The 20574-nt window shown below is 63.2% G+C and carries 30 protein-coding genes; 14 read left to right on the top strand and 16 right to left on the bottom strand.

Features of this window, described 5'->3' with window-relative positions; genetic code table 11:
- Positions 1-13: 13 nt before the first annotated feature.
- Positions 14-472, bottom strand: a complete 459-nt coding sequence (locus tag CKO42_RS23435; RefSeq protein ID WP_200250053.1) for a hypothetical protein — start codon at positions 470-472, stop codon at positions 14-16.
- A 21-nt stretch (positions 473-493) separates the two neighbouring features.
- On the opposite strand from CKO42_RS23435, the gene CKO42_RS23430 reads away from it, so the two are divergent.
- Positions 494-1072, top strand: coding sequence for a hypothetical protein (locus tag CKO42_RS23430; RefSeq protein ID WP_200250050.1), 579 nt, complete (start codon positions 494-496; stop codon positions 1070-1072).
- Positions 1073-1184: 112 nt separating this feature from the next.
- Positions 1185-1652 carry a tRNA (N6-threonylcarbamoyladenosine(37)-N6)-methyltransferase TrmO gene (tsaA, locus tag CKO42_RS23425; protein ID WP_200250044.1) on the top strand — a complete coding sequence of 156 codons (468 nt, stop codon included), beginning with the start codon at positions 1185-1187 and terminating at the stop codon, positions 1650-1652.
- On the opposite strand, the gene CKO42_RS23420 is transcribed toward tsaA, so the two are convergent.
- From CKO42_RS23420 to CKO42_RS23400, 5 genes are all read right to left on the bottom strand, one after another.
- The gene (locus CKO42_RS23420; RefSeq protein WP_200250023.1) at positions 1642-2094 is read right to left on the bottom strand and encodes a DUF1810 domain-containing protein; all 453 of its coding nucleotides are present in this window, start codon (positions 2092-2094) and stop codon (positions 1642-1644) included. The two genes, tsaA and CKO42_RS23420, sit on opposite strands and share 11 nt — an antisense overlap.
- A gap of 7 nt (positions 2095-2101) precedes the next feature.
- Complete coding sequence (locus CKO42_RS23415) at positions 2102-2794, bottom strand: SOS response-associated peptidase (protein ID WP_200250021.1); 693 nt, start codon at positions 2792-2794, stop codon at positions 2102-2104.
- 103 nt (positions 2795-2897) lie between these two features.
- Positions 2898-3779: a hypothetical protein gene (locus tag CKO42_RS23410; protein WP_200250019.1), complete on the bottom strand. Its 882-nt coding sequence runs from the start codon at positions 3777-3779 to the stop codon at positions 2898-2900.
- A gap of 74 nt (positions 3780-3853) precedes the next feature.
- Positions 3854-4645, bottom strand: a complete 792-nt coding sequence (locus CKO42_RS23405) for a DUF6884 domain-containing protein (protein ID WP_200250017.1) — start codon at positions 4643-4645, stop codon at positions 3854-3856.
- A 3-nt stretch (positions 4646-4648) separates the two neighbouring features.
- On the bottom strand, positions 4649-4957 hold the full coding sequence (locus CKO42_RS23400) for a MazG nucleotide pyrophosphohydrolase domain-containing protein (RefSeq protein ID WP_200250015.1): 309 nt from the start codon (positions 4955-4957) through the stop codon (positions 4649-4651).
- Between the two features lie 379 nt (positions 4958-5336).
- Between CKO42_RS23400 and CKO42_RS23395 the strand changes: the two genes are divergently transcribed.
- From CKO42_RS23395 to CKO42_RS23360, 8 genes are all read left to right on the top strand, one after another.
- Entirely contained in the window at positions 5337-5876 is a 540-nt protein-coding gene (locus tag CKO42_RS23395) for a LexA family protein (RefSeq protein WP_200250013.1), read from the top strand.
- 3 nt (positions 5877-5879) lie between these two features.
- Positions 5880-7175 (top strand): Y-family DNA polymerase, encoded by a 1296-nt coding sequence (locus CKO42_RS23390; protein WP_242479646.1) that lies wholly within the window; start codon positions 5880-5882, stop codon positions 7173-7175.
- Between the two features lie 124 nt (positions 7176-7299).
- Positions 7300-7872 (top strand): hypothetical protein, encoded by a 573-nt coding sequence (locus tag CKO42_RS23385; protein ID WP_200250005.1) that lies wholly within the window; start codon positions 7300-7302, stop codon positions 7870-7872.
- A gap of 419 nt (positions 7873-8291) precedes the next feature.
- Complete coding sequence (locus CKO42_RS23380) at positions 8292-8759, top strand: MEKHLA domain-containing protein (RefSeq protein ID WP_200250003.1); 468 nt, start codon at positions 8292-8294, stop codon at positions 8757-8759.
- 175 nt (positions 8760-8934) lie between these two features.
- Positions 8935-9216 carry a type IV conjugative transfer system protein TraL gene (traL, locus tag CKO42_RS23375; protein ID WP_200249995.1) on the top strand — a complete coding sequence of 94 codons (282 nt, stop codon included), beginning with the start codon at positions 8935-8937 and terminating at the stop codon, positions 9214-9216.
- Between the two features lie 7 nt (positions 9217-9223).
- Positions 9224-9565, top strand: coding sequence for a TraE/TraK family type IV conjugative transfer system protein (locus CKO42_RS23370; protein WP_200249987.1), 342 nt, complete (start codon positions 9224-9226; stop codon positions 9563-9565).
- Positions 9562-10101: a conjugal transfer protein TraN gene (gene traN, locus CKO42_RS23365; protein ID WP_200249984.1), complete on the top strand. Its 540-nt coding sequence runs from the start codon at positions 9562-9564 to the stop codon at positions 10099-10101. The genes CKO42_RS23370 and traN overlap by 4 nt, the downstream gene beginning before the upstream one ends.
- Positions 10102-10204: 103 nt before the next feature.
- Positions 10205-11002 (top strand): alpha/beta fold hydrolase, encoded by a 798-nt coding sequence (locus CKO42_RS23360; protein WP_200249981.1) that lies wholly within the window; start codon positions 10205-10207, stop codon positions 11000-11002.
- A gap of 78 nt (positions 11003-11080) precedes the next feature.
- On the opposite strand, the gene CKO42_RS23355 is transcribed toward CKO42_RS23360, so the two are convergent.
- The 3 genes from CKO42_RS23355 to CKO42_RS23345 form a co-directional block, all read right to left on the bottom strand.
- Positions 11081-11731 carry a class I SAM-dependent methyltransferase gene (locus tag CKO42_RS23355; RefSeq protein ID WP_200249974.1) on the bottom strand — a complete coding sequence of 217 codons (651 nt, stop codon included), beginning with the start codon at positions 11729-11731 and terminating at the stop codon, positions 11081-11083.
- 155 nt (positions 11732-11886) lie between these two features.
- Positions 11887-12228, bottom strand: a complete 342-nt coding sequence (locus tag CKO42_RS23350; protein ID WP_200249972.1) for a hypothetical protein — start codon at positions 12226-12228, stop codon at positions 11887-11889.
- Between the two features lie 12 nt (positions 12229-12240).
- Entirely contained in the window at positions 12241-12489 is a 249-nt protein-coding gene (locus CKO42_RS23345; RefSeq protein ID WP_200249970.1) for a flagellar biosynthesis protein FlgE, read from the bottom strand.
- 110 nt (positions 12490-12599) lie between these two features.
- On the opposite strand from CKO42_RS23345, the gene CKO42_RS23340 reads away from it, so the two are divergent.
- A complete protein-coding gene (locus CKO42_RS23340; RefSeq protein ID WP_200249968.1) occupies positions 12600-12863 on the top strand; it encodes a hypothetical protein in 264 nt (87 codons plus the stop codon).
- Positions 12835-12975 (top strand): hypothetical protein, encoded by a 141-nt coding sequence (locus CKO42_RS23335; RefSeq protein WP_200249966.1) that lies wholly within the window; start codon positions 12835-12837, stop codon positions 12973-12975. The genes CKO42_RS23340 and CKO42_RS23335 overlap by 29 nt, the downstream gene beginning before the upstream one ends.
- A gap of 54 nt (positions 12976-13029) precedes the next feature.
- On the opposite strand, the gene CKO42_RS23330 is transcribed toward CKO42_RS23335, so the two are convergent.
- The 5 genes from CKO42_RS23330 to CKO42_RS23310 form a co-directional block, all read right to left on the bottom strand.
- Positions 13030-13584 (bottom strand): hypothetical protein, encoded by a 555-nt coding sequence (locus CKO42_RS23330; protein ID WP_200249964.1) that lies wholly within the window; start codon positions 13582-13584, stop codon positions 13030-13032.
- A 621-nt stretch (positions 13585-14205) separates the two neighbouring features.
- Positions 14206-14400 (bottom strand): CsbD family protein, encoded by a 195-nt coding sequence (locus CKO42_RS23325; protein WP_200249962.1) that lies wholly within the window; start codon positions 14398-14400, stop codon positions 14206-14208.
- A gap of 503 nt (positions 14401-14903) precedes the next feature.
- Complete coding sequence (locus CKO42_RS23320) at positions 14904-15308, bottom strand: DUF1523 family protein (RefSeq protein WP_200249960.1); 405 nt, start codon at positions 15306-15308, stop codon at positions 14904-14906.
- Between the two features lie 127 nt (positions 15309-15435).
- A complete protein-coding gene (locus tag CKO42_RS23315) occupies positions 15436-15573 on the bottom strand; it encodes a DUF3096 domain-containing protein (protein ID WP_200249958.1) in 138 nt (45 codons plus the stop codon).
- Between the two features lie 127 nt (positions 15574-15700).
- The gene (locus tag CKO42_RS23310) at positions 15701-16426 is read right to left on the bottom strand and encodes a BON domain-containing protein (protein ID WP_200249956.1); all 726 of its coding nucleotides are present in this window, start codon (positions 16424-16426) and stop codon (positions 15701-15703) included.
- Between the two features lie 564 nt (positions 16427-16990).
- Here CKO42_RS23310 and CKO42_RS23305 point away from each other — a divergent pair.
- Together CKO42_RS23305 and CKO42_RS23300 are read left to right on the top strand one after the other, a co-directional pair.
- Positions 16991-17638: a hypothetical protein gene (locus tag CKO42_RS23305; protein WP_200249953.1), complete on the top strand. Its 648-nt coding sequence runs from the start codon at positions 16991-16993 to the stop codon at positions 17636-17638.
- 114 nt (positions 17639-17752) lie between these two features.
- Complete coding sequence (locus CKO42_RS23300; RefSeq protein WP_200249951.1) at positions 17753-18214, top strand: host attachment protein; 462 nt, start codon at positions 17753-17755, stop codon at positions 18212-18214.
- A gap of 311 nt (positions 18215-18525) precedes the next feature.
- On the opposite strand, the gene CKO42_RS23295 is transcribed toward CKO42_RS23300, so the two are convergent.
- Both CKO42_RS23295 and CKO42_RS26965 read right to left on the bottom strand, forming a co-directional pair.
- A complete protein-coding gene (locus CKO42_RS23295) occupies positions 18526-19842 on the bottom strand; it encodes an MgtC/SapB family protein (protein ID WP_200249948.1) in 1317 nt (438 codons plus the stop codon).
- A 282-nt stretch (positions 19843-20124) separates the two neighbouring features.
- Positions 20125-20574: EF-hand domain-containing protein (locus CKO42_RS26965; protein ID WP_207148810.1), on the bottom strand; the 450-nt coding region annotated here is incomplete at its 5' end.

The following is a 20574-nucleotide window of genomic DNA, read 5'->3' as shown; positions in this document are numbered from 1 at the left end:
GCCAATGCTGACCTCAGCCGGGTAGCGATTCCAATGCCGCATTCAGCTGATGCCAAGCGCGGTGGTACCTGGCCACGCGCACCAAATCCTTATCGCGCAGGCTCTGCAGGCGCAGCACATCGATATTGTCCGCCACATCCGCGCGCTTGACCCGCGCTGCAAGCGGGTTCTCGAGCACCCGCGCGATGAAGGCCGGGTAGTCCTCGCCGTCGCGCTTGCTCAGGCAGGCCACCGCCTCGGCGATCGGCGCCGGAATGCCGGCCTCGATCAAGCCGTCGACATCGTAGTCGGTGTCTTCGATCACATCGTGCAGCACCGCGACAGACCGCTCGTCGTTAGTGTCCATTGCAGCCATCACCCGCAGCGGATGCAGGATGTACGGTCGACCGGCTTTGTCGGTTTGGCCAGCATGGGCCGCGGTGGCGATCTTCAGGGCGGCGTCGAGGAAGTGCATGTCGACCTCCATGGTCATCGGTTGCGTTCGTGAGATGCGATGCCAGCAAGTGTAACCGTGCGCGCACGCCATGATGATCAGGATACCAAGGCCCGTGTCAATCCGGGCTCAGGCACCGGGTGGACGCGTGTGATCGGCGCGGGGCTGCGCATCGGCTTGGCGATCGTCATCCCGCTGTCGTTGCTGGGCGCACTTGCCAACAATATTCCACGCGCTAACCACCAAGCACCGCGCACGGCTGTAGAGCGAGCACCCCAGATCAGGCCTAGCAGACCGCTTGCAACGTCGCCGACGGTCTCGCGCCCCACACCGCCAGCGCCAGCAAGCACCATCGCCAGCGCACCCGAAGCGCAGCCCCCGCGCAGTCAGCCCGAGCCGTCGATCCGCTGGGCGGATTCGCCACCCAACTTGGTCGCCTGGCAGCGTTGCAATCAGGCCCGCACCGCCGTCTTGATCGACAACTCGGCCAGCAACCGGCAGCAGCGCGATCACCTTTGCGCGGCAGTGCAGGGCAGCGACACACCCGATGAGCTGAAGGCCGGATCAGGGCGCTCTTCTGTGGTCGTGGTCGAGCCTTGGAAAACGCTGCATTCGGCCGGTGAACCGACACCGAACTGACCGCAGCGGTCAGCCGCGCAGGGCGTGCACCGCTGGCGCTCGTTGAAACGCCCACCGTCCGGCCCAACGCTCCAACAGAGGGCTTTGCGCCCACTTGATGAGGGCTCGTCCCATGCGCCGATTCTTCCTGCTGCTGCTAAGCATCGGCCTCACACAGGCCCAGGCTTCGCCGCCTGCGAGTAACCAGCCGGCATCCACCGCCGACGCTGCGCTGCCGACACCACCGCCGACCTACCAGGTCCAACCCATCGGCTGGGTGCGCAAACGCGAGGGCCGCACCTTCATCGAACTATATGAAGAGTATCGTCCCGCGCTGCTCGGTGTGGACGCGCTCGAGTCCATCTGGGTGCTCTACTGGTTCGACCGCAACGACAACCGCGAGGACCGCGCCATCCTCCAGGTCCACCCGCGCGGCAACCCGGCCAATCCGCTCCGCGGCGTGTTCGCCACCCGTTCGCCCGTGCGGCCAAACCTCATCGCCATGAGCCGCTGCCGCGTGCTCGGCGTCGAGGGCAACGTCATCGAGATCGATGACATCGACGCCTTTGCTGATACGCCGGTGATCGACATCAAGCCTTGAGTCTGTCGGCCTGCTCAAGCAGCATCAACGTCCGCGCATCGGGCTGGCCGTCAAAATAGTGCTCCAGCAATCGCTGGAACACGGACCCCTCCGGCGCGATCTGGGCAAACAGCGTTGCACAGGACCGCAGCTTCAGGTCATCCGGCGTGCCGAAGACGGCGCGGGCTGTAAGGCCCTGAATCGCGAGCGTTGCCTCGGCACAGGCGATCAGGCGCGGTCCAAGCACTGGATGCGCCAGATAGGCCTCGGCTTCGGCACGAGAACGAATCGCATAGCGTTGAGCGGTCACGCTGGTGCCGAGCCCCGCGAACTGCGGAAAGATGAACCACATCCAGTGTGAGCGCTTCTGGCCGGCGTTGATCTCGGCCAGCGCGTGCGTGTAGATGGGCTCCTGCGCTTGCACGAATCGGGTCAGCTCATGCGGATCAGTCGGGTCACTCATTGGATCGTTATCCTGTGTTCATGGGTGCAAGCAGTTCCGGGCCGTCGTAGATCGGCTTGTTGACCGCTCGCGAGATCGGATAGGCCTCCCAGCCGCTCGGATCAACGGGCTTGAGCAATGCCTGCAGCATCGCCTTGTTGGCCTCCCGGTCCGCACGCCTGCCACCGAGCCAGATATCGTAGTCGGCGGGATCGAGGATCACCGGCATGCGCTCACGGATCGGGCGGAGCAGGGCGTTGGCCTCGGTGACGATGATCGTACAAGAGTCAATCACAGATCCGTCATCGCCTTGCCAATGCTCAAAGAGTCCAGCCATCGCGAACGGCGTTCGATCCTTGCGGCGGATCGCAAAGGGTTGTTTGCCATCCTTGCTGGGCTGCCATTCATAGAAGGCATCGGCCGGAATCAGGCAGCGACGCTGCGCAAATGCGGCCCGATAGGCTGGCTTGCTCGCCACTGTCTCGGCGCGGGCGTTGATCATGCTGTAGCGGTTGTCCGGCCCCTTGGACCAGAACGGCACCAAGCCCCAGCGCAGGCTCACGCACTCGCGATGCTGCTGATCCTCGGCCAGTCGCACCGTCAGCACTGGCTGAGTCGGCGCGACGTTGTAACGTGGTTTGGCATCAACCGTCGCCGACTCGAGCCGAAAGTGTTGTGCGAGGATGTCGGGGTTGGCGTATTGAGCGAAGCGTCCGCACATGAGGCTGTCCTCGTTGCATCACGACAGAGTTGGAAGCTTGGCGACGCTGACTCAACCCCAAGACGGCTGTGCTCAGACGCTGACAAGCGCCCGATAGTGCCGATCAGCTGACGTGAGCGGGAACCAGTAGGTGGGCACGACGTGGATGCACCCGAACCTGCTGTCGATGGGCTTCGAGCCAATCCTTGAATCTGGAAAACAGCCTCGGTGATTCATCTGTCGGCAACAACCGATATCCGAGACGGCGCAAGAAATGTTTGCGCGCAACACTGCCATCAAACCGATGTTCGTTAGCATCAATCGAGCAGTAATCGGCCATCGTCATTCCCAATGTCGTCTTACTAGCGCCAGACTCCATTGATCCAGCGATGCTTGCGATCGGCATGAAGGCGCAGAATTTTGATGGGGCGAACAGCTCGGACCGGGGGTCGTAGACGAAATAGGTGACTGTTCTCTTGCCCCATTGTCGCGCGCCGTCGCTCGAGGCTGCAGACTGATTCCAGTGCAGCACATTGAGTGAGATCTCGAATGTGTTGGAGGCGAAGAAGATGCGGTTCGACTGGTCAACATAGACAGGCTCGCTGATGGATAGGGCGCGCTCGATTTCTGCGTCGACATCGAGATGCTGATCGAGCAATTCGCGTTGAGGCAGATGGTTGAGCGTTTTCACCAAAGTGCCAGGCAAACTCGGAAACAGCGGAACCTGAAAGGCCTGCATTCCGAGGCGCCGCATCAGCATCACCGCGCTTGCTCCGAGATTCTTGCGACCAGCCGCAACATGATCGCTCATCATTGAGACGAACGAATCCTCCGGCAACTGGGGCGCAAAGAGGTGTCCGACGGCAAACTTCATGTGGTTGGCGACAGGGTCGGCGCGGCTGATCTCGAACTCGATCCAGACGCGCCGATTTGTCTCGGCATGTTCGAGCAGGACATCAGCGCGGGGCGCGAAGCCTAAGACACGCTCAAGTTCCTTTGACAGCACCGCAACCTCGTGGCGGCATGACCATCCGGTTGGGGGTTGATCGGCAAAAGAGTGTTGAAGAAACGACGCAAGACTCATTGGTCGCTGAGCCAAGGATGCCCGGCATCGTGATCTTTCTTCGAGAAGCTAAGCCTCGCATTCGATGAAGACTGACCACCGGTTGTATTGGATGCCGATGGCGGGGCAACAAGCTCCAACGGATCGCCTTCGAGGTCTTGTAGCCGGGCTAGCAGCTCGGGCTCGCTCGCCAGTCGCTTCAGCAGCCGACCGGCGAGCTCTCCCTTGAGCCCAATCAGCGCACAGGCAAAACGCTTGGCGTCTGCATTGACCAGCGGGATCGTCCGCAGTTTCGGAAGCTTAGGGAGTGACTGGGCCTTGGTCCCACCACAGAAGAGGAGCGTTGGACCACCGAGGCAAAGCTCAGCCGTGATCTGGCAGGCCTCGAGGTATTCGTTGCCCAGCAGAACGAACGCGAGATCGTAAGGTTCCGCCAGCAGCCGTTGAAGATCCGCGGGCACGCCAAGCTGATCGGCCCAGGCTCGGAGTTCTTTTCGGCCCAGATTGGCAAAGGTGGCTTCGTAGGGTGCAAGTTTGCGCGCGGCGAGCACCAGTCTGTACCCTGCCGACAGCACCCAGAGATCCAGTGTCACGTCTCGAGCCTGCTCGCGCAGTGCTCGGACACCGCGCATCAAGCGCTGATGCTGAAGCCCCGTATAGAGTTCTTCGGCTGGGTGACAGAGATCGGCCAACTGCTGCTCGCGCTGCGCGACGTATGCCGGGCCTTGGTGGAAGTCATCGAGCCTGAGCTGATCGGCTGACGTGACCGCCTTGTCCCCAGTGCAGGAGGTGATAACCAGCAATCGCATGCGCTAGCGTTCCTTTGCCTTCCAGGCCTCGCCATCTCGGATCTCGATTTTCTCCAAGACCTTGCCGAGGCAGGCGTCGAGCGCGAGGCCGTTGGCATTGGCAAAAGCGATCAGCGTGAAGAGGAGATCACCGACTTCCTCGCCGAGGTCAGCCGAACTCTGACGGGGCCTGAGCCCTTGCTCGCGCTGCAGCGCTCCGGCGACCTCTCCCAGCTCCTCGCTGAGGCGAGCGAGGATGTGAAATCGGTCCCAGTATCCACCGTGCTCTCGAACCCATCCGTCGACCCGTGCTTGGGCTTGTGATAATTCCATGCGGCTCAGACCTTCCCCTCGCGATTGAACGCTTGTCCCAAACCAAACTTGCACAAATGGGTGTTACACAAGGTCACTTCCCCAAGTGACCTTCGCGTCGATGCGCTATCTCTGCGCACCATTTAAATGAGCATAGCGCATTTGGATGCACCGATGGTTGACGACCATTGGCCAGGGATCTGGCGCAGCAGGTTCTCGGGCGGGTCCTTCTTGCGCCGATCGGCTTAGGTGAGGGTGCTCACCGTCACCCCATCCAGCCCCAACGCCGGCAGTGCGTGGGCTAGCTGTCTCAGCAGGGAAGACCGTCACCGCGGCAGGCTGCAGGGCACTCGGCTATACTGTCTTTTCCAACAGTCACGGCGCTGATCTTGAGCCACCCATGCCTGAGCGCGTCATCCGGCCGAATCCTGCACGCCCCGAGCCCGGCCTAGGTGTCACCGCCAGCCGCGTTCACAGCCTCACGGCGTCCAAGCCACTTGGCGCTGTCATCGCCGAACCCCTCGGCGCCCTGTGCGGCCTCACCAGCCGCAGCCATCAACCCCTGCCCCGGCTGCGCTGGCCGGTGCAGGCGGGCTTTCCGTCCCCGGCCGAGGACGACCAGGACGCGGCGATCGATCTCAACGAGCTGCTCGCCCCGCATCCGGAGGCCTGCTTCCTGCTGCGGGTGCGTGGCTGCTCGATGGTGGACGCCGGGATCGACGATGGCGATCTGCTGTTGGTGGACCGGGCGCTCGAGCCCAGCCATGGGCGCATCGTCATCGCGGTGGTCGACGGCGAGTTCACTGTCAAGCGGCTGCACCGCCAAGCTCAGGTGGTGCGTCTGGAGGCCGCGCATACGCAGTATCCGGCGATCGAGCTCAAGGACGGTCAGGAGCTGCAGGTCTGGGGTGTGGTCACGCGCGTGATCAAGGCGGTCTGAGCGATGACTGCCGGCATGCCCGTCGCGCTGGTCGACTGCAACAGCTTCTACGCCTCCTGCGAGCAGGTGTTCCAGCCGCGGCTGCAGGGCAGGGCGGTGGTGGTGCTCTCCAACAACGACGGCTGCGTGGTGGCGCGCTCGCGCGAGGCCAAGGCGCTCGGGATCAAGATGGGCGAGCCCTGGTTCCAGGCCCGGCACCGGCTGCAGGGCCAGGGCCAGGCTGAGGCGGTCACCGCGCTGTCGAGCAACTACGCCCTCTACGCCGACATGAGCAATCGGGTCATGCGCATCCTGGGTCGTTTCAGCCCGCGCCAGGAGGTGTACTCGATCGACGAGAGCTTCCTTGAGCTGGACGGACTACCCGAGCCGCCCGAAGTCACTGGCCAGCGGATTCGCGCGACCGTGCTGCGCTGGACCGGGCTGCCGGTCTGTGTCGGCATCGGCCCGACCAAGACCCTGGCTAAGCTCGCCAATCATCTCGCCAAGCAGGACCCGGCCTGGGCCGGGGTCTGTGATCTCGCAGTGTTGGATGCCGGCGAGGTCGAGCGTCTGCTGGCGCCGATCCCGGTCGCCGAGGTCTGGGGTGTCGGTCAACGGCTTGCGCAGCGCTTGGGCGCCTTGGGTATCGAGACCGCACTGGACCTGCGCCGCGCGCCGTCCAAGCGCATTCGCCAGCACGCCTCGGTGATGCTCGAGCGCACCGCGCTGGAGCTGCGCGGCATCGCCTGTCTGGACCTCGAGACGCTCAGCCCGGACAAGCAGCAGATCCGTTGCTCGCGCAGCTTCGGCGCGACGGTTTCGAGTCTCGCGGAGCTGACCGAAGCGATCACCACCTTTACCAGCCGTGCCGCCGAGAAGCTGCGCGCCCAGCAGGGCGAGGCCGCGGCGATCGCCGTCGAGATCCGCAGCAGTGCCTTTCGCCGTGATGCCGCAGCCTACGCCGCCAGCCGAGTGGTACCGCTGGCCGCCCCGACGGCGGACACCCGCGCGCTGGTCGCCGCCGCCCGCGCTGGGCTCAACCGCCTTTACAAGCCGGGACCGGCCTATGCGAAGGCCGGGGTCATCCTGCTCGATCTCAGCCGCGCCGCAGAGCGACAGCCGGACCTGTTCGCGGATTCCTCTGCCGATGACCGCAGTCAGGTGCTGATGGCGACGCTGGATCAGATCAACCGCCGCTTCGGTCGCGGCAGCCTGACGCTGGCGAATGCACGCCCGGCACCGCGCTGGCGCCGGCGCGAGCAGTTTCGCTCGCCGCGCTATACCACGCGCCTGGACGAGCTGCCGGTGGCCCACTGCTGAGGCTGAAACGACGGGCGCGTGGCGTCATAGGCGCTCATCAGACGAGGATACCTAACGCAGCGCATGGCGCCTCGACCAGACCCGCTGCACCCGACCCGTCAGCCACGGCTGCTATGCTGAGCGGATGAGCAAGTCCGAACACCCCAACAACCGCCCCCTACGCTATCCAAAGGCGCGTCTGTCACCAGCGAAAGACGATCGGCTGCTGATCGAGATCGCACGCGCCGGGGTCGAGGCCGGCGACATCGCCCCGGTGCTGCAGCAGCTCGAGTTCATGACCGAGACCCGCGAACTGGCCGAGCGCTGGGAAGGCCGGGTTGCGATAGTCTTCGCCGGCTGGGAAGATGATCCGCGCGAGGTCGTCGAGATCCCCGCGGTCCGGCGCTACTTCGCCAGCCTCACCGAGGCCTGGCCCTATTGGCTGCACTTCATCGAGAAGGTCGGCGACAGCCTGCCGCTGGTGCTCGGGCTGCTGTGCTTGGGCCACCGCGAGGCCATCGCCCCGGGTCTGATCGGCTGGGCCTTCGACGACCTGGAGGAGGTTCGCAAGCAGCTGCTGCTCCTGTTTCTGCGCCAGAACGCGCTCTATGAGCGCCTTGGGCTCTCGGAGTCGATGAACCAGCGCATCACCGAGGAGGTCGCCCAGCTGCTCGAGTCCGTGTTCTCTGGCGCGCCACCACCGGCAGCGCCGGGATGACCGAACCGGCTTCGGGTCTCAACGCCCGAGCGACTTGCCCTCTGATGCGCGCTAGCGTCGCGTCCAGATCAGTCATCGAGCTTGTCAACGAAACCTGTGGATAGCCGCTAACGAGTGCGCGCAACCTGTTGTCTGCAAACGGCTGGTCGACTAGGAAGGCCGCGCCGGACAGCAGTAGGGAAGGGACGTTAAAACAAGGGCTTAAGACGCATGGCTCAACGCTTACAGATCACCCATATCGCCGCTTGTCAAGCCCAGGTTATCCACCGATGCTGTGGATAACCCTGTGCGTAAGCGACTCGCAACCGCGCCGATCCCTTGTCCGAGTTACGCTTTTATGACCTGCCGTTCAGATCGGCCAGTCGTTGACCAGTGCGGAACTTTTTTGATGTCGACCTTGCTGTTAAGGAAGTCCCACCATGCCGTCTGAGCCCTCTCCCGACAATGCCTTTCTCATCGAGCATGCCACGCTGCTCTGCACGAATTATCGGCGTCTCACCGGAACCGACTTGCTCGTTGCCAAGGCAGACCAGTCGCTGGCCGAGGCACTCTACCAAGCCTCATTCGTGGTGCTCTCGCATGGCACCGAGCCCGATCCGATCTTCAACTACGCCAACCTTAGCGCCCAGCGATTATTCGAGATGACCTGGACGCAGATAACGTCGCTGCCTTCGCGGTTGTCCGCCGAGCCTGTGAGCCGTGAAGAACGCGCACGTCTGCTGGCAGCGGTCTGTGAACGCGGTTTCATCGACGACTATCGCGGGGTTCGCGTCTCCTCGTCCGGACGTCGCTTCCTGATCGAACAGGCAACGGTGTGGACGCTGACTGACGCTCAGGGGCGCCCGGCGGGGCAGGCCGCGACCTTCGCCAAGTGGGTGATGCGCTAGGCGCCGCTGGCGGGCAGCCTTTTCTGGACCTCATGTCGGCGCGTTTCGACCCGTTGTCCTCGGGCTACCCAAGCCACCCCCTCGCAAAACGCCAGTAATCCGCTGATCTTTCGCTGTCGCGCGCGCACGCCAATCCCGCCAGGCTATCGCCACCGAAACACCGGAGGCGAACCCCATGCATGCCCTCGACCTGCCGCGCGGCATCGATGACCCACCCTCGCTGCTGCTCTGGCGCCTGGATGATCTAATCCCCCTGATGCTGATGCTGATCATCGGCATCCTCGCCGATCGCCTGCTGCTCTTCGTGCTGCTTGGCCTGGGCCTGTCTCGGCTCTACGGCCGATTCCGCGACAGCCGCCCGGATGGCTTCGCGCTGCACTGGGCCTACTGGCACGGCCTGGTCCCACTCGGCGCGCGCAGCTGCCCGAATCCCTTCAGTCGCTGCTGGCGGGGGTAGGCGGCTCATGACACTCGATACCCTGACCAAGACTTGGCGCGGCATCAATCGCGAGAACCGCTTTCACCGGATGGCAGTGGCGCTGTTGCTGGTGACCAATCTGCTCAGCCTCGCGGCGCTGCTGCGGGCCGATCGCACCGTCGTGCTGGTGCCGCCGATCCTCGAGGGCGAGGTCAACGTCGCCCGCGACCGTGCCTCGCGCGAGGTCAAAGAGGCCTGGGCGATCTATGTCGCTGAACTGCTCGGCCATGTCGGCGCGCGCTCGGCCGACTTCATCCAACAGGCCCTTGAGCCACTGCTCGCGCCACCCCTGCGTGCCGATTGGCACCACCCTAGCCTTGGGCGATGACCGCCTATCTGATCTACAGCGTGGTGATGATCCTGATCCGCATCATCTGGACCTGCGAGGAGGAGGAATTCGAGCTGGGGGTGCAGCGCGAGCTACGGGCCTGTCATTACGTTGGCAGCTATTGCGATAGCGATATCCTCGGGATCTGCATCGAGAAGCAGAAGGCCTTCTGCTGTTTCAACACGCCCTTGGCGCGGATCATCAATGAGCAGGCCTATCCGCAGTTGGGGCGGAGTTGGGGTGATACGGAGCATCCGAACTGCCGAGGATTGTCGCATCAGGAGTTGGAGCGGTTGGATTGGTCGCGGATCGATCTGTCGGAGTGGATCGCGTTGTTGACCCAGGCTGGGCAGTTTCCGCTACCGGAGCACCTTGATCTGGAGGCGCTGACCGGGACGGGCTCAGAGCTGAGCACCGGGGCGCGGGCGGATGCGGCCGAGCGCAGTGCGGGGAGGGCAGATGGTCTCGATGCGGGCGAGATTGGCCAGCAAGCGGCCGATCAGGTTTGGGAGGATGTGCGGCGAGGGTTGCCATAATGGCAGGCGGCAGACCGCAACCGCGATGGATCAGTGCAACGCACTCGACGCCGATCTGCGCAGTCGGGCAAGCTAGGGCCAATAACACTCCGGAGCCCTCGCCATGAAAACCCTTGCTGCACTGATCCTCGCCTGCCTGATCTTGCCAACTGCGGCCGCGCAAGAGCCGTCGGAGCCCGCCGTCAGCTCCGACCTCGAAAAAGAGCAACGCTGGCGTGAGCAGATCGTCGACAGCCTGATGGACGGCGAAGCCATCGACCTGGACGCCGATGGTCAGACCGTTCTGGGTCTCTACACCGAAGCCGAGCCAGACACCGGCCGCGCGGCGGTGATCGCGCATGGCATCGGGGTGCATCCCAACTGGCCACAGGTGGTCTACCCGCTGCGTGTCGGTCTGCCCGAGCGGGGCTGGAGCACGCTGTCAGTGCAGATGCCGGTGCTGGCGAACGACGCCACCGGCGCCGACTATGCCGCGCTCATGGACGAGGTCGCGCCGCGCCTCGAGGCGGCGATCGCGTATCTCCGCGCACAGGGCGCAGGCCAGGTCGTCCTGATCGCCCATAGCTTGGGCGCGACCATGAGCAACCAGTATCTGGCGCAGCACCCCCAGGCCGCTGAGGCCTTCGTCGCCATCGGTTTGTCCAGTAGCGGCACGCATGCCGGTGTCGATAACGAAGCGCTGATCGGCCGTATCCCGGTGCCAATCCTGGACCTCTTTGGCCAGCATGACCTCGAGGCCGTCGTCTCCGGTGCCCCGGGCCGCGCTGAGGCTGCGGCCGTCAACGCTGGTTACCGTCAAGTGCAGACCGCTGAGGCCGATCACTTCTTCGATGGTCAAGACGAGGTGTTGGTCGAACTCGTCTCCGGTTGGCTCGATGAGGTGGTTCCGGTTGGAGAATGAGGGCTCGGTGCAGCAGGCTTCAGGGATTGGGCTTGCCAGCGAGGCTCGGAGCCAGAGCAGCGCGCCGGCTCATCAGCGTCAGTCCCGCGTCGCCGTCACCCACAAAAACCGCTCGCCGCCGATGTCACGCAGGGTCAAGGTCTCCGGGCGTAAGCGGGCGGCCTCCAACTGCTCACGCAACGCTTCCGGGGTCGTATGGCTGTAATACAGGCGCTGGCCGAGGAACGGCTTCCAACCATCGAAGCGCTCAGCTCCGGTATAGTCGACGGTGGCATAGGTGAACAACAGGCGCCCGCCGGGTCGCAGCCAGTCGTGAATGCGGGCGAACAGCGCAGGGTGTTCGGCGCAGGGGACATGGAACAGGCTGTAGATGGCGGTGACGGCATCGAACTGACCGGTGGCGAACGCGACCTCGCGCATGTCCGCCAGGATGGTGCGCATGGCCGGCACGTAGCGGGCGGCAAGCGCGAGCATCGAGGCGCTGAAGTCGACGCCGGTCACGTCCCAGCCGCGCTCGACGAAGCCCTTGGCCACGGGTTCTCCGGCCCCGCATCCGAGATCGAGCAGGGCGCCGCTGCCTGCTGGTAGCTGCGAATAGAACGCATCGAGCACCGGCTGTATGTCAAACAGACCGCGGCTGGCATCGTAGCGGGCGGCGAGGGCGTCATAGGCCTGTTGCAGCGCGTGGTCAGTAGCGATGGCCGTTCTCCGGAGGGGTGGACAAGGCATTGCCAGTGATGAGCCGCCTCATCGATGATGGGTTGCCGACGCGCTTTGTGGCGATCAACGGGTCGAACAGGACCTCTTGGTCCCTGGTCCCTGGTGTCGAACGCGATGGTTGAACTCGGCGCCTGGTCGTCTTCGCGGATCGGGCGGGCGTCGGTTCAACGCGCATCACCGCCTGATTCTGGCACCGTTAGATAGGTCTTGGGCAGATCGGTGCCAACGATTTCGATGACGCTGCTCTCAAAGAAGCTGCCGATCATCGCCGTGTTGCCCGCGGGATACTCGCCGATCGGGAACGCGCGTCCACGCAGCGTATAGGTTCCCGTTCCGGGTGGCATCTGGAAGAAGACACGGCAGGGATTGGAGTGGCACACGCCGGTGTCGCCCGGTGCGAGGGTGATCTCGCCCCAGTCGCTGATGACGTTGCCAGTGGTGGCACAGCCCGCAAGCAGCAGTGGGAGGACGGCCAGCACAGTCAGTGGAGCGGGCAGGGTGTTCACCGGGCAGGCCGTTCAGACAAACAGATCGATCAGGGTTCCGAGCGTCTCATCGGCCGTCTTCACCACCTTGGCAGAGGCGTCCGCCTCGAGTTTGCCGACACGCTGGTTGACCAACTCTTTGGCCACGTCGATCTCCGTGCCTGATGCGCCATTGGAAGCCGTGCCGCTGGTCTGGCGCGCGATCGCGCTCGCAGCCGTCGCCACGTTGAGGTGACTGCGCTGCAGGCCAACCAGGCCGGTATTGAGTGCATGGATCGTCATCTCGCCTCCTGATTAAGTTGCACGACGGGCGTCGAAGGTTTGGGCGCTGCCGTGTCGAGACCTTGTTCTGTCAAGTCTAGTTCAACAACACCGTTCCGCTGCGTTCGCCTGTGATACATGCTCTCTACCGCGCCCTCTACGAACGCCGCCTGCTGCCGCTGCTGCGCTACGCGGATCGCGATGCCGCCGAGCGCGGGCAGGCGGCCCTGATCACCGTTCCCGGACTCGGCTGCGGTCAGTTCGCCGGTCCTTTCGCAGGGAGGCTCGGCGAGCAGCTCAAGCAGGCCCTGATCGCACTGCTCGAACGCCATGCCGCGCAGCTGCCGCACATCCGCCTGATCTATTTTGACCCCTACAGTCGAAGGCGCTTATGACACGGGGGCGAGTGGTTATCAGCCACCAGCGCCCTATCCGACCTGGGAGGCCTTGGTACAGGATCAGGATACGCAGCTGCAGTTGGTCGATCGGCTGCAGATCATGGGTTGAACCGCTGCCATTCCAGCCAACCATGACCGACATCCATCCTGTTCACATCCACACCTACTCCGGCATCGCCTTCGACCTGCGTGATCCGCGGCCGGCGATGGTTCGCCTGGATGACATCGTCCATTCGCTCTCGTTGATGAACCGCTTCAACCAGTGATGCAGCAGGAAGCAGAGCATGACGTTGGACAGGATCAGATCTCGCACGGCCTGCGAGCGCTGCGCGAGCGCCGCCAAGGCATAGCGCCGAGCCGGCAGCCGCTCCAAGGCCTCGGCCAGATCCTCGGGCAGGGTCGCAAACCAGTGTCGAAACGCAGCGTCCTCATGGTTGCGTTGAAACGGCAGCCACAGATCGCGGATGCAGGCGGCTTCAAACAACCCCTCGGCATAGCGCAGGGTGGCGAAGCCCGAAGCCCAGTGACTGACCGCATGCAGGCACTCAATGCCGAGCAGTGGCGAGTAGTCGACGAGCAGAACGGCGGCGTCCGCATCCCAGGCATAGTGCAGTCTCGGGTGGTGCTTAGGGCTGTCGCTGCGCTCGTGTCGGCGTTCGGCGAGCCGGGCTTGCAGCGGTGCTTTGAGGGTATTCGTCGATGTTGCGAGCTGTTCCATGCGTATCAAAGGGCGGCCGATGTCAGTCCTCGGCAGTGCGTTGCTGGCGGCGATGGCGTTCGGAGCAGATCAGCGCCGAGGATAGGCAGCACATCCAGCGCACGACGCATGTCAGTCTACTCACCCCTGATCACTGGCCGAGCAGGGACCACGGAACTGTTCCGGCATATTGGTGGGGCAGGCACCGCAGTCCTCATTGCCCGGCACGGCAAAGTCGATCTTGCGTGTCATGATAGCCTGGTTGCTGGGATGCCGGGTCGCCGGCAGGTTGGCAGTCTGCGGACTGCTCGTACGCTGATTGAGGCGGAAAGGGCGGGAAACCTGGTTTCCTCATCTTCGACGTCGATCACCCGCGGCCTGGTGCGCCCGCGCACTTGGTCGCGGACATGAACTGCTCGCGCAGGATCACATGAATCGGCTGATCAGGGAGACGACGCCGGATCTCGAGCATCAGCCGCCGCCGTAAGCCGATTAAGCTGACGTCCACGGCGACTTTGGCGACAAGAATCCAGGCGTCCAGCGGTGATGTGGAAGAGCCATGACAGGCTGCGGGGCGGCTAGAGGCCGCCTCACTGACTGCGGGGCGGTTAAGGGCCGCCCCTCTGAATCTTAGCTTAGGCCTTAGAACCACTGGTGCTCGTCGACCTGACGCTCTGCTTCTTCCTTGGTGATGCCGTAACGTTCCTGGACCTTGCCGACCAGCTTATCCTTGTTGCCTTCCACGGCCAGTAGATCATCGTCGGTCAGCTTCGCCCAGCGTGTTTTCGCCTGGCCTTGCAGTTGATTCCACTTGCCTTTGATTTCATCCCAGTTCATCGGTTTCACCTCGTTGATCATGTCATTGGTAGGCCCGTTGCACTCGGCGCAGAAGGGAACTCCCCGCTTGCGAGTCCAGTCGTGGCCTCCATGGACTTCGCACGTCCTGTGCCAGCTGCAAAGCCGCCGGGTGTTTGTGACGCTCAGTGCCCGCCGGATCGACCTGGAGCGATAGGCCATGGCCAGGGTTAAGGTTGGACCTTGCGATCAGCGTTGACGCTCGGGGTGCGCGAGCCTGCAGCAAATCCCCCAGCACTGGTTCAAATAAACCGCGCCTAAGCGTCACCAGCGCCACGATGGCAGGGAAGAGCGCGAGCAGACTATAGAAACCAACGCCCGCGGCCACGAGTCCAAGATTCTCGTTCATGAAACGGCGCCCAACACGCCGCGCGATCTGCCACCAGCCGCGGCCTGGAATGACCCAGGGCGATTCGGCGGCTCGGCCGGGTGCGGAGGTACTGGCTTGAGTGTCAGCCTCAGCTGTCTTAGCGGATTGCATTGGCTCAATGATGGACAGCAGCGTTCTCAGTGGGCGCCTTTCGGCAACGTTCCGGAGCGTTGATGGAGACGGCATTAGGGAACATGTTCAGCCAGGGGATACGCAGGCCATAGCCGTTGATGTGCACCGCCTTCTCGGGGCACGCTTGGCCAACACGGCGGGCGATGGATTGCAGCCGAGCGGAGTCGAACTTGAAGTACGGTGGCGTAAAGCCGGCGTCTTCGTTTCTGAAGATCAAGGTGTCCGCGGTGCCAGCCTTAACGGTTTCGATGCGATATTGGACGTCCCGGCCGTCTCCGGTGGCGCCGGTAATCTGCACCTCCCAGGATTTTGGTCCCCAACGGAGGTAAAGAAAGCCGACGACAACGACGAGGACGATAACAAGGCCGAGCTTCATGTTGTTTTTCATGACGTTTGACTCCTTAGATTGTCGTTGCTATTGAGTGATCACTGCGATTGGATCAAAAGTGATGGCCGAAAGCGACGGATTGACGGGATGGCCGTTCGATTGCTCGAACGGCCAAAGGGGGCGGCAGCTAGAGGCCACCGGCTAATCCGAGGATGCCGACGACGATCAGATAGATCGCCACGATGTAATTCAGGAATTTGGGCTGAACCAGGATCAGAATGCCGGCGACGAGGGCGAGGATTGGCTGCAAAGAGAGCTGGATCATGGCGATTGCTCCATAGTCGATAAGATGAAACCGCGCCTGAGACGCGGTAGCGCTCGAACGCGTCATCTTCGTCCATGCAATTGGCAATCCAGGTCGCGCGGCTGCGAGCCTGCGCTCGTGATCGAGCTCAGGTCAGCTCGCCTGAGATCTCGAGCTGGTTGTCGACGGCGCGGACATGGGGTGCAAACCAGCACAGCGATTCGGCGAGCTGCCACTTCTTATCATCGCTCACGGTCCCGCTGAGGGTCGCTTCGCCGAGCCTAACCTCGACATGAATCGGCTGATCGCCAAGCCGTGGATGCTCACGCATCAGGGTGGTCGCCGCTTCAGCGATGGCTGCGTCCGGGTTCTCATTCAGCGGCTGATAGCTGATCAGATTACGCACGTCCCGGCAGGCACCCGTTTCCCAGGCCAGGCCTTCAGCCAGTGCTGCCAGCGACAGCTCAGGCACCCATCCGCCGAAGTGGATGATGCCGTCACTCGCGATCACCCCGATCCAGGGTTGGGCGAGCGCTGGCGGGCGGTCGCCGGATTCCATCACAAGAACCTCGGTGAGCAAGGGCTCAGCGCGCAGGGCGCTGCGCACCTCGGCAGCCAGGCTTTCATCGGACTCGCGGATTGCCGGCTCGAGCGAGACGTCATCCTCGACGTCAGCCGTCGCTAGGGCTTCGCGCGCGAGTTGCGTGGCTTTGCGTCGTGCGGCGATCGAGGGGACCTCGCCAACAACGCGCCACTGGCAGGCCGGCTCGGTCTCGCGCGGGATGAGATGCAGTCGATCGGCCAGCTCGCCAATGTCCGGGTCATCGTGCCAGGCCTTGCGCACGGCGTCGATCTGTTCACTCTGGTGGGTCATAAGGGGGCGCCTCGGTTTCATTGCAAAGGAACGTCATGGGTTGAGGGTTCAGCTCAACTGGGTCAGTTCAACAGGTACTGGCTCAACAAGCACCGATCCAACATGCACAAGGCATTCCGGAATCGAATCCCTTCCGGAATCGAAGCATGGTGGCGCTGAAACGGTGATTACGGGTTGATGGTTGATGAGGCGTGACGCCACCTCAATCCCAACGCTGAACGGGGCAAATCGACCGCGATCGGGTGAAATCGCAACCTGGTGTTGGAGTCGGACATGGCTGGTGAGGGAGCGCCGCTGTCGTGACCTCGAGCGTTGGGAGCAAGGCGCAAGGCCCGCGCCCCGGAAGCGCTTGGGTTCGGCGCTTGGGCTCGGCGCCTGAGTTGGGCGCTTGGCGATTGCGCATGACGACGGCTAGCGACGACTTGGCATCGCTGTTGCTGTGACTCCGGTGGGCAGGCCGATTGCGGTTCGGCCGCCCGAGACAAGCTTGCGGGTGAGTCAGGGCGCCTAGGTTGGCGCTGACTGATGGGCCGTGATCAGTCGATTCAACCAACGGAGATTCCTATGCGATTCGAGACCAAGATGATGGCGTGCTCTGCACTGGCACTGGCGTTGACAGGCGCCACGGCGGTCTGGGCTGAAGATCCGATGACCAAGCCCGATGACAGCTGGATCAGCGTCAGCGGGACCGTCGAAAGCGTGACCAATGATGCCTTTGTGCTCGACTATGGCGAGGGACTGATGACCGTCGAGATGGATGACGGCGATCGCGATGCCGACGGCTATAAGCTGGTCAGGGGCGATAAGGTCACCGTCAACGGCCGCATCGATGATGATCTGTTCGAGGCGCGGACGCTCGAGGCGAGCAGCGTCTATGTCGAGAACATCGACACCTATTTCTATGCATCGGCTGTCGATGAGGAAGACATCAACGATGTCATCGTCACCGTCAGTACGCCGGTGGTGATCTCGGCGACGACCGTGCAGGGCAGGGTGACCGAGGTCGGTTCAGACGAGTTTGTTGTCGATACGGGCCTACGCGAGGTCCGCGTCGAGGTCGAGGAGATGGCCTACAACCCGCTTGACGACGAGGGCTACCAGAAGATCGAGGTCGGTGACCGTGTGAGTGTGACCGGCCAGATCGATGACGATCTGTTCGAGGGTCGCGAGCTGGTTGCCGATTCAGTGGTCACGCTGTCGAGCAGCGGCTGATCGGCCCCGGCTGCTTCGCTTGGCCAGCTATCCGAGCGACTGGCCGAGCGACTCGAATAAGACAGGCCTGCGCTCGACATGCGTTGAGCGCGGGCACTGATGTGGAGGTCTGTTATGCCCAATTCTAAACTCTGGTTGATCGTGGCCGATGAAGGTCGTGCCGCGCTCTACGCGGCGGAGAGCCCGACCGGTCCGCTCACCGAGCTGCGCGATTTCATTGGCCCGGAAAACCGACTCTTGGACCAGGATCTGGTCACTGATCGCCCAGGTCGGGCGTTCGACTCGAGTGGGGAAGGGCGCCACGCGCTTGAGCCGAGGACACAGCCGGGCGAGGTCGAGGCTCAGCGCTTCGCCAAATGGCTCACCGAGACCCTGGATCAGGCGAGAACTGAGCAGCGCTTCGAGATGCTCGGGCTGGTGGCCCCGCCGGCCTTTCTCGGTCTGCTGCGCAAGAGTTTGTCGGATGAGACGGCTCGCCAGGTTGTGCTCGAGATCGACAAGGACTTGACGCGCTACGATGCCGAGGGGGTGCGAGCCCATCTGCCGGAGCAGCTGTTCGAGACACCTCTCGCTTAATGCACTCTTGAGTGCGCTAAGCGGCTGTCCATTTTCTACTTCCGGATAATCACCTAACAGTGGTCCTCAAATCGGAAGCAGTTGCTGGACAGTTTCTATGGTACGGCCCCCAGGCCTTCAAGGTTATCGCCTGACTTGAGCCTCGACCCGCGCCGACAGCATGCCGGCGCGGGTTGTCCTCGGTGCTGGTTGATCTGGGTCGCTTGATAGGTCTGGTGCGGCTGCCGTTGAGCCCCATTGAGCCAAGTGCTCGGATGGCCTGCCATCAGGGCCAGTCAACCACAGACAATGGAATGTCCCTGATCCACTGCTCACAACTGCACACCGAACAGCACCATCGCGAAGCCGACGAGCAGGGCGGCGCTGAGCGATAGACCGATGCGCCAGGCCAGCCTTGGACCAGCGATCGTTGCGCAGAGCAGGGTCTTGAACAATGCGTTGGTGGTCAATGCGATGAGGATGGCGATCAGCGCCGTGCGCTGACCGATCTGCTCCAGCTCCATGCGGGCAATCGAGAGCGTGATCGCGTTCAGGTCGGCGACGCCGGAGACCGCGGCGACACCGAGCAACCCCGCGCTACCAAAGATCTCCGCGCTGATGCGCGCGACCAGCATGACCACCGCCAACAGCAGCCCGAAACGCAACGCCTGGCCCAGGGCGAGGGGGTTGCTGACCTGCAGCGCGCCGGCCTCGAGCGGCGCTCCGCGGCGGAGCCAGAACGCGAGGGTTGGCAGCAAGGTCAGTAGCGTCATGCCGATCAGGGGCGGCGCCAAGGCGAGCGCCAGACTGGGCTTCAGCAGCGTGAAGATGACTAGGATGCGCGGAAACAGCGTGGTGTTCGCGATCAGGATGCCGGTCGCGATCAGGTTGGCCTGTGTGCGCTGATCTGTGTGCTGATTTGTGCGCTGATCTGTGTGCTGATGGCGCGCGATGCGGGCCATCTGCAACGTCAGCGCGGTCGAGGAGGCGAGTCCGGCGAGGAGGCCGGTGAGCGCGACACCCGCATTGGCCCCGAACACCTTGATCGCGAAATAGCCGACGTATGAGATCGTCGCGATCAAGACCACCAGCCACCAGAGCTCATAGGGGTTGAGCGCCTGATCCGGTCCATAGCCTTGGTCTGGCAAGACCGGCAGCAGGACCACGGTAATCAACAACAGCTTGAGGGTGGCTTGCAGCTCGGCTTGCTCGAGCCGGGCAAGCCAGCGATGCAATTGTGGTTTGTAGCCGAGCAGGAGTGTCGAGATGACTGCGGCCGATGCCGCTTCGGCTTGATGCCCCAGCGTTGAGAGGGCGGCCAGAGCAAATGCGAGCAGCTCGGCGATCAGGGTGGTGCTGCCGATGGCGTCCGTCTCTCGGACATGGAAGAGGTAGCTGCCGAGCGCGACGACAGCCAGCGCCAGGAACAGGAAGCCGAGCACGATGGGCGAGAGCGCCTGTGCGATCACGCCGCCAACGCCGCCAAGCAGGCCGATCAGGCCGAAGGTACGAACGCCGGCTGGCTTTTTATGATCGCCGTCCTGCTCGCCGTGCCAGCCGCGCTCGAGGCCGAAGAGGAGACCAATCGCGAGCGCAACGGCGAGCTCAACCAGAATTCGGTGCTCCTCGCCGGAGATCAGGTTTGTCATGCTGCAGCTTGGTAGGGCGATTGCCGAAAAAGCGCGCGCCAAATTGCGCAGGATTTTCGTCTGCCTTCAAGGAGCGTCGTCGGCAGCATAGCCGGGCGCTGTGACCGACGACGCGATGCAGAAGGCGAGCGAAAAGACCAGCGAAAATCCAGCAAGCAGCGGGCAAGCGCGGAATCGCAAAGCGACGCCGCGGGATTTGGCTGGTTTGCAGGACAAAGGTATTCATGATCACTCCTCCGCTCGTTGTTAGGGATGATGGGCTCTGTCAATGCTGACCGGTGTCTAGCGATTGGCCTCCTCAGTGGTCGGTGGTGGGTCCTCGACCACCAGATTCCATTCGGAGCGGTCGATGACGCCGTCGTTATTGGTATCCAGCCGGCGCCAGTCGCTGCCGATGCGAGGGCTGGCATGTGCCTCGTTCGGCGTCAGCACACCGTCGCGATCGAGATCGAGATCAGTGAATGGACGCAGCGGATCGATCTCGTCTTTCAGGGGAGCGATACCCGTGAGGGGAGACTCGTGCTGGGGCATAACACCCGTTGTTGGTTCATTTGCCTGCCGCTGCTTGCCGCCGGGCAGGGTATGCGCGGCACTGCCCTCGGTAATGGAATGGTCCGCCCCGCTCCTCCAACACACCCCGAGCGGGCACAATAAGCGATGATGAGAACCCATCGTCAACCAAGGTAGCGGAGCAGACCAATGACAGAGACTCACAAAGACCGGGCCATCACG

The organism is Lamprobacter modestohalophilus (assembly GCF_016583905.1).
GTDB classification, from domain to species: Bacteria; Pseudomonadota; Gammaproteobacteria; order Chromatiales; family Chromatiaceae; genus Lamprobacter; species Lamprobacter modestohalophilus.
This window is presented reverse-complemented; position numbering and strand designations above follow the sequence as displayed.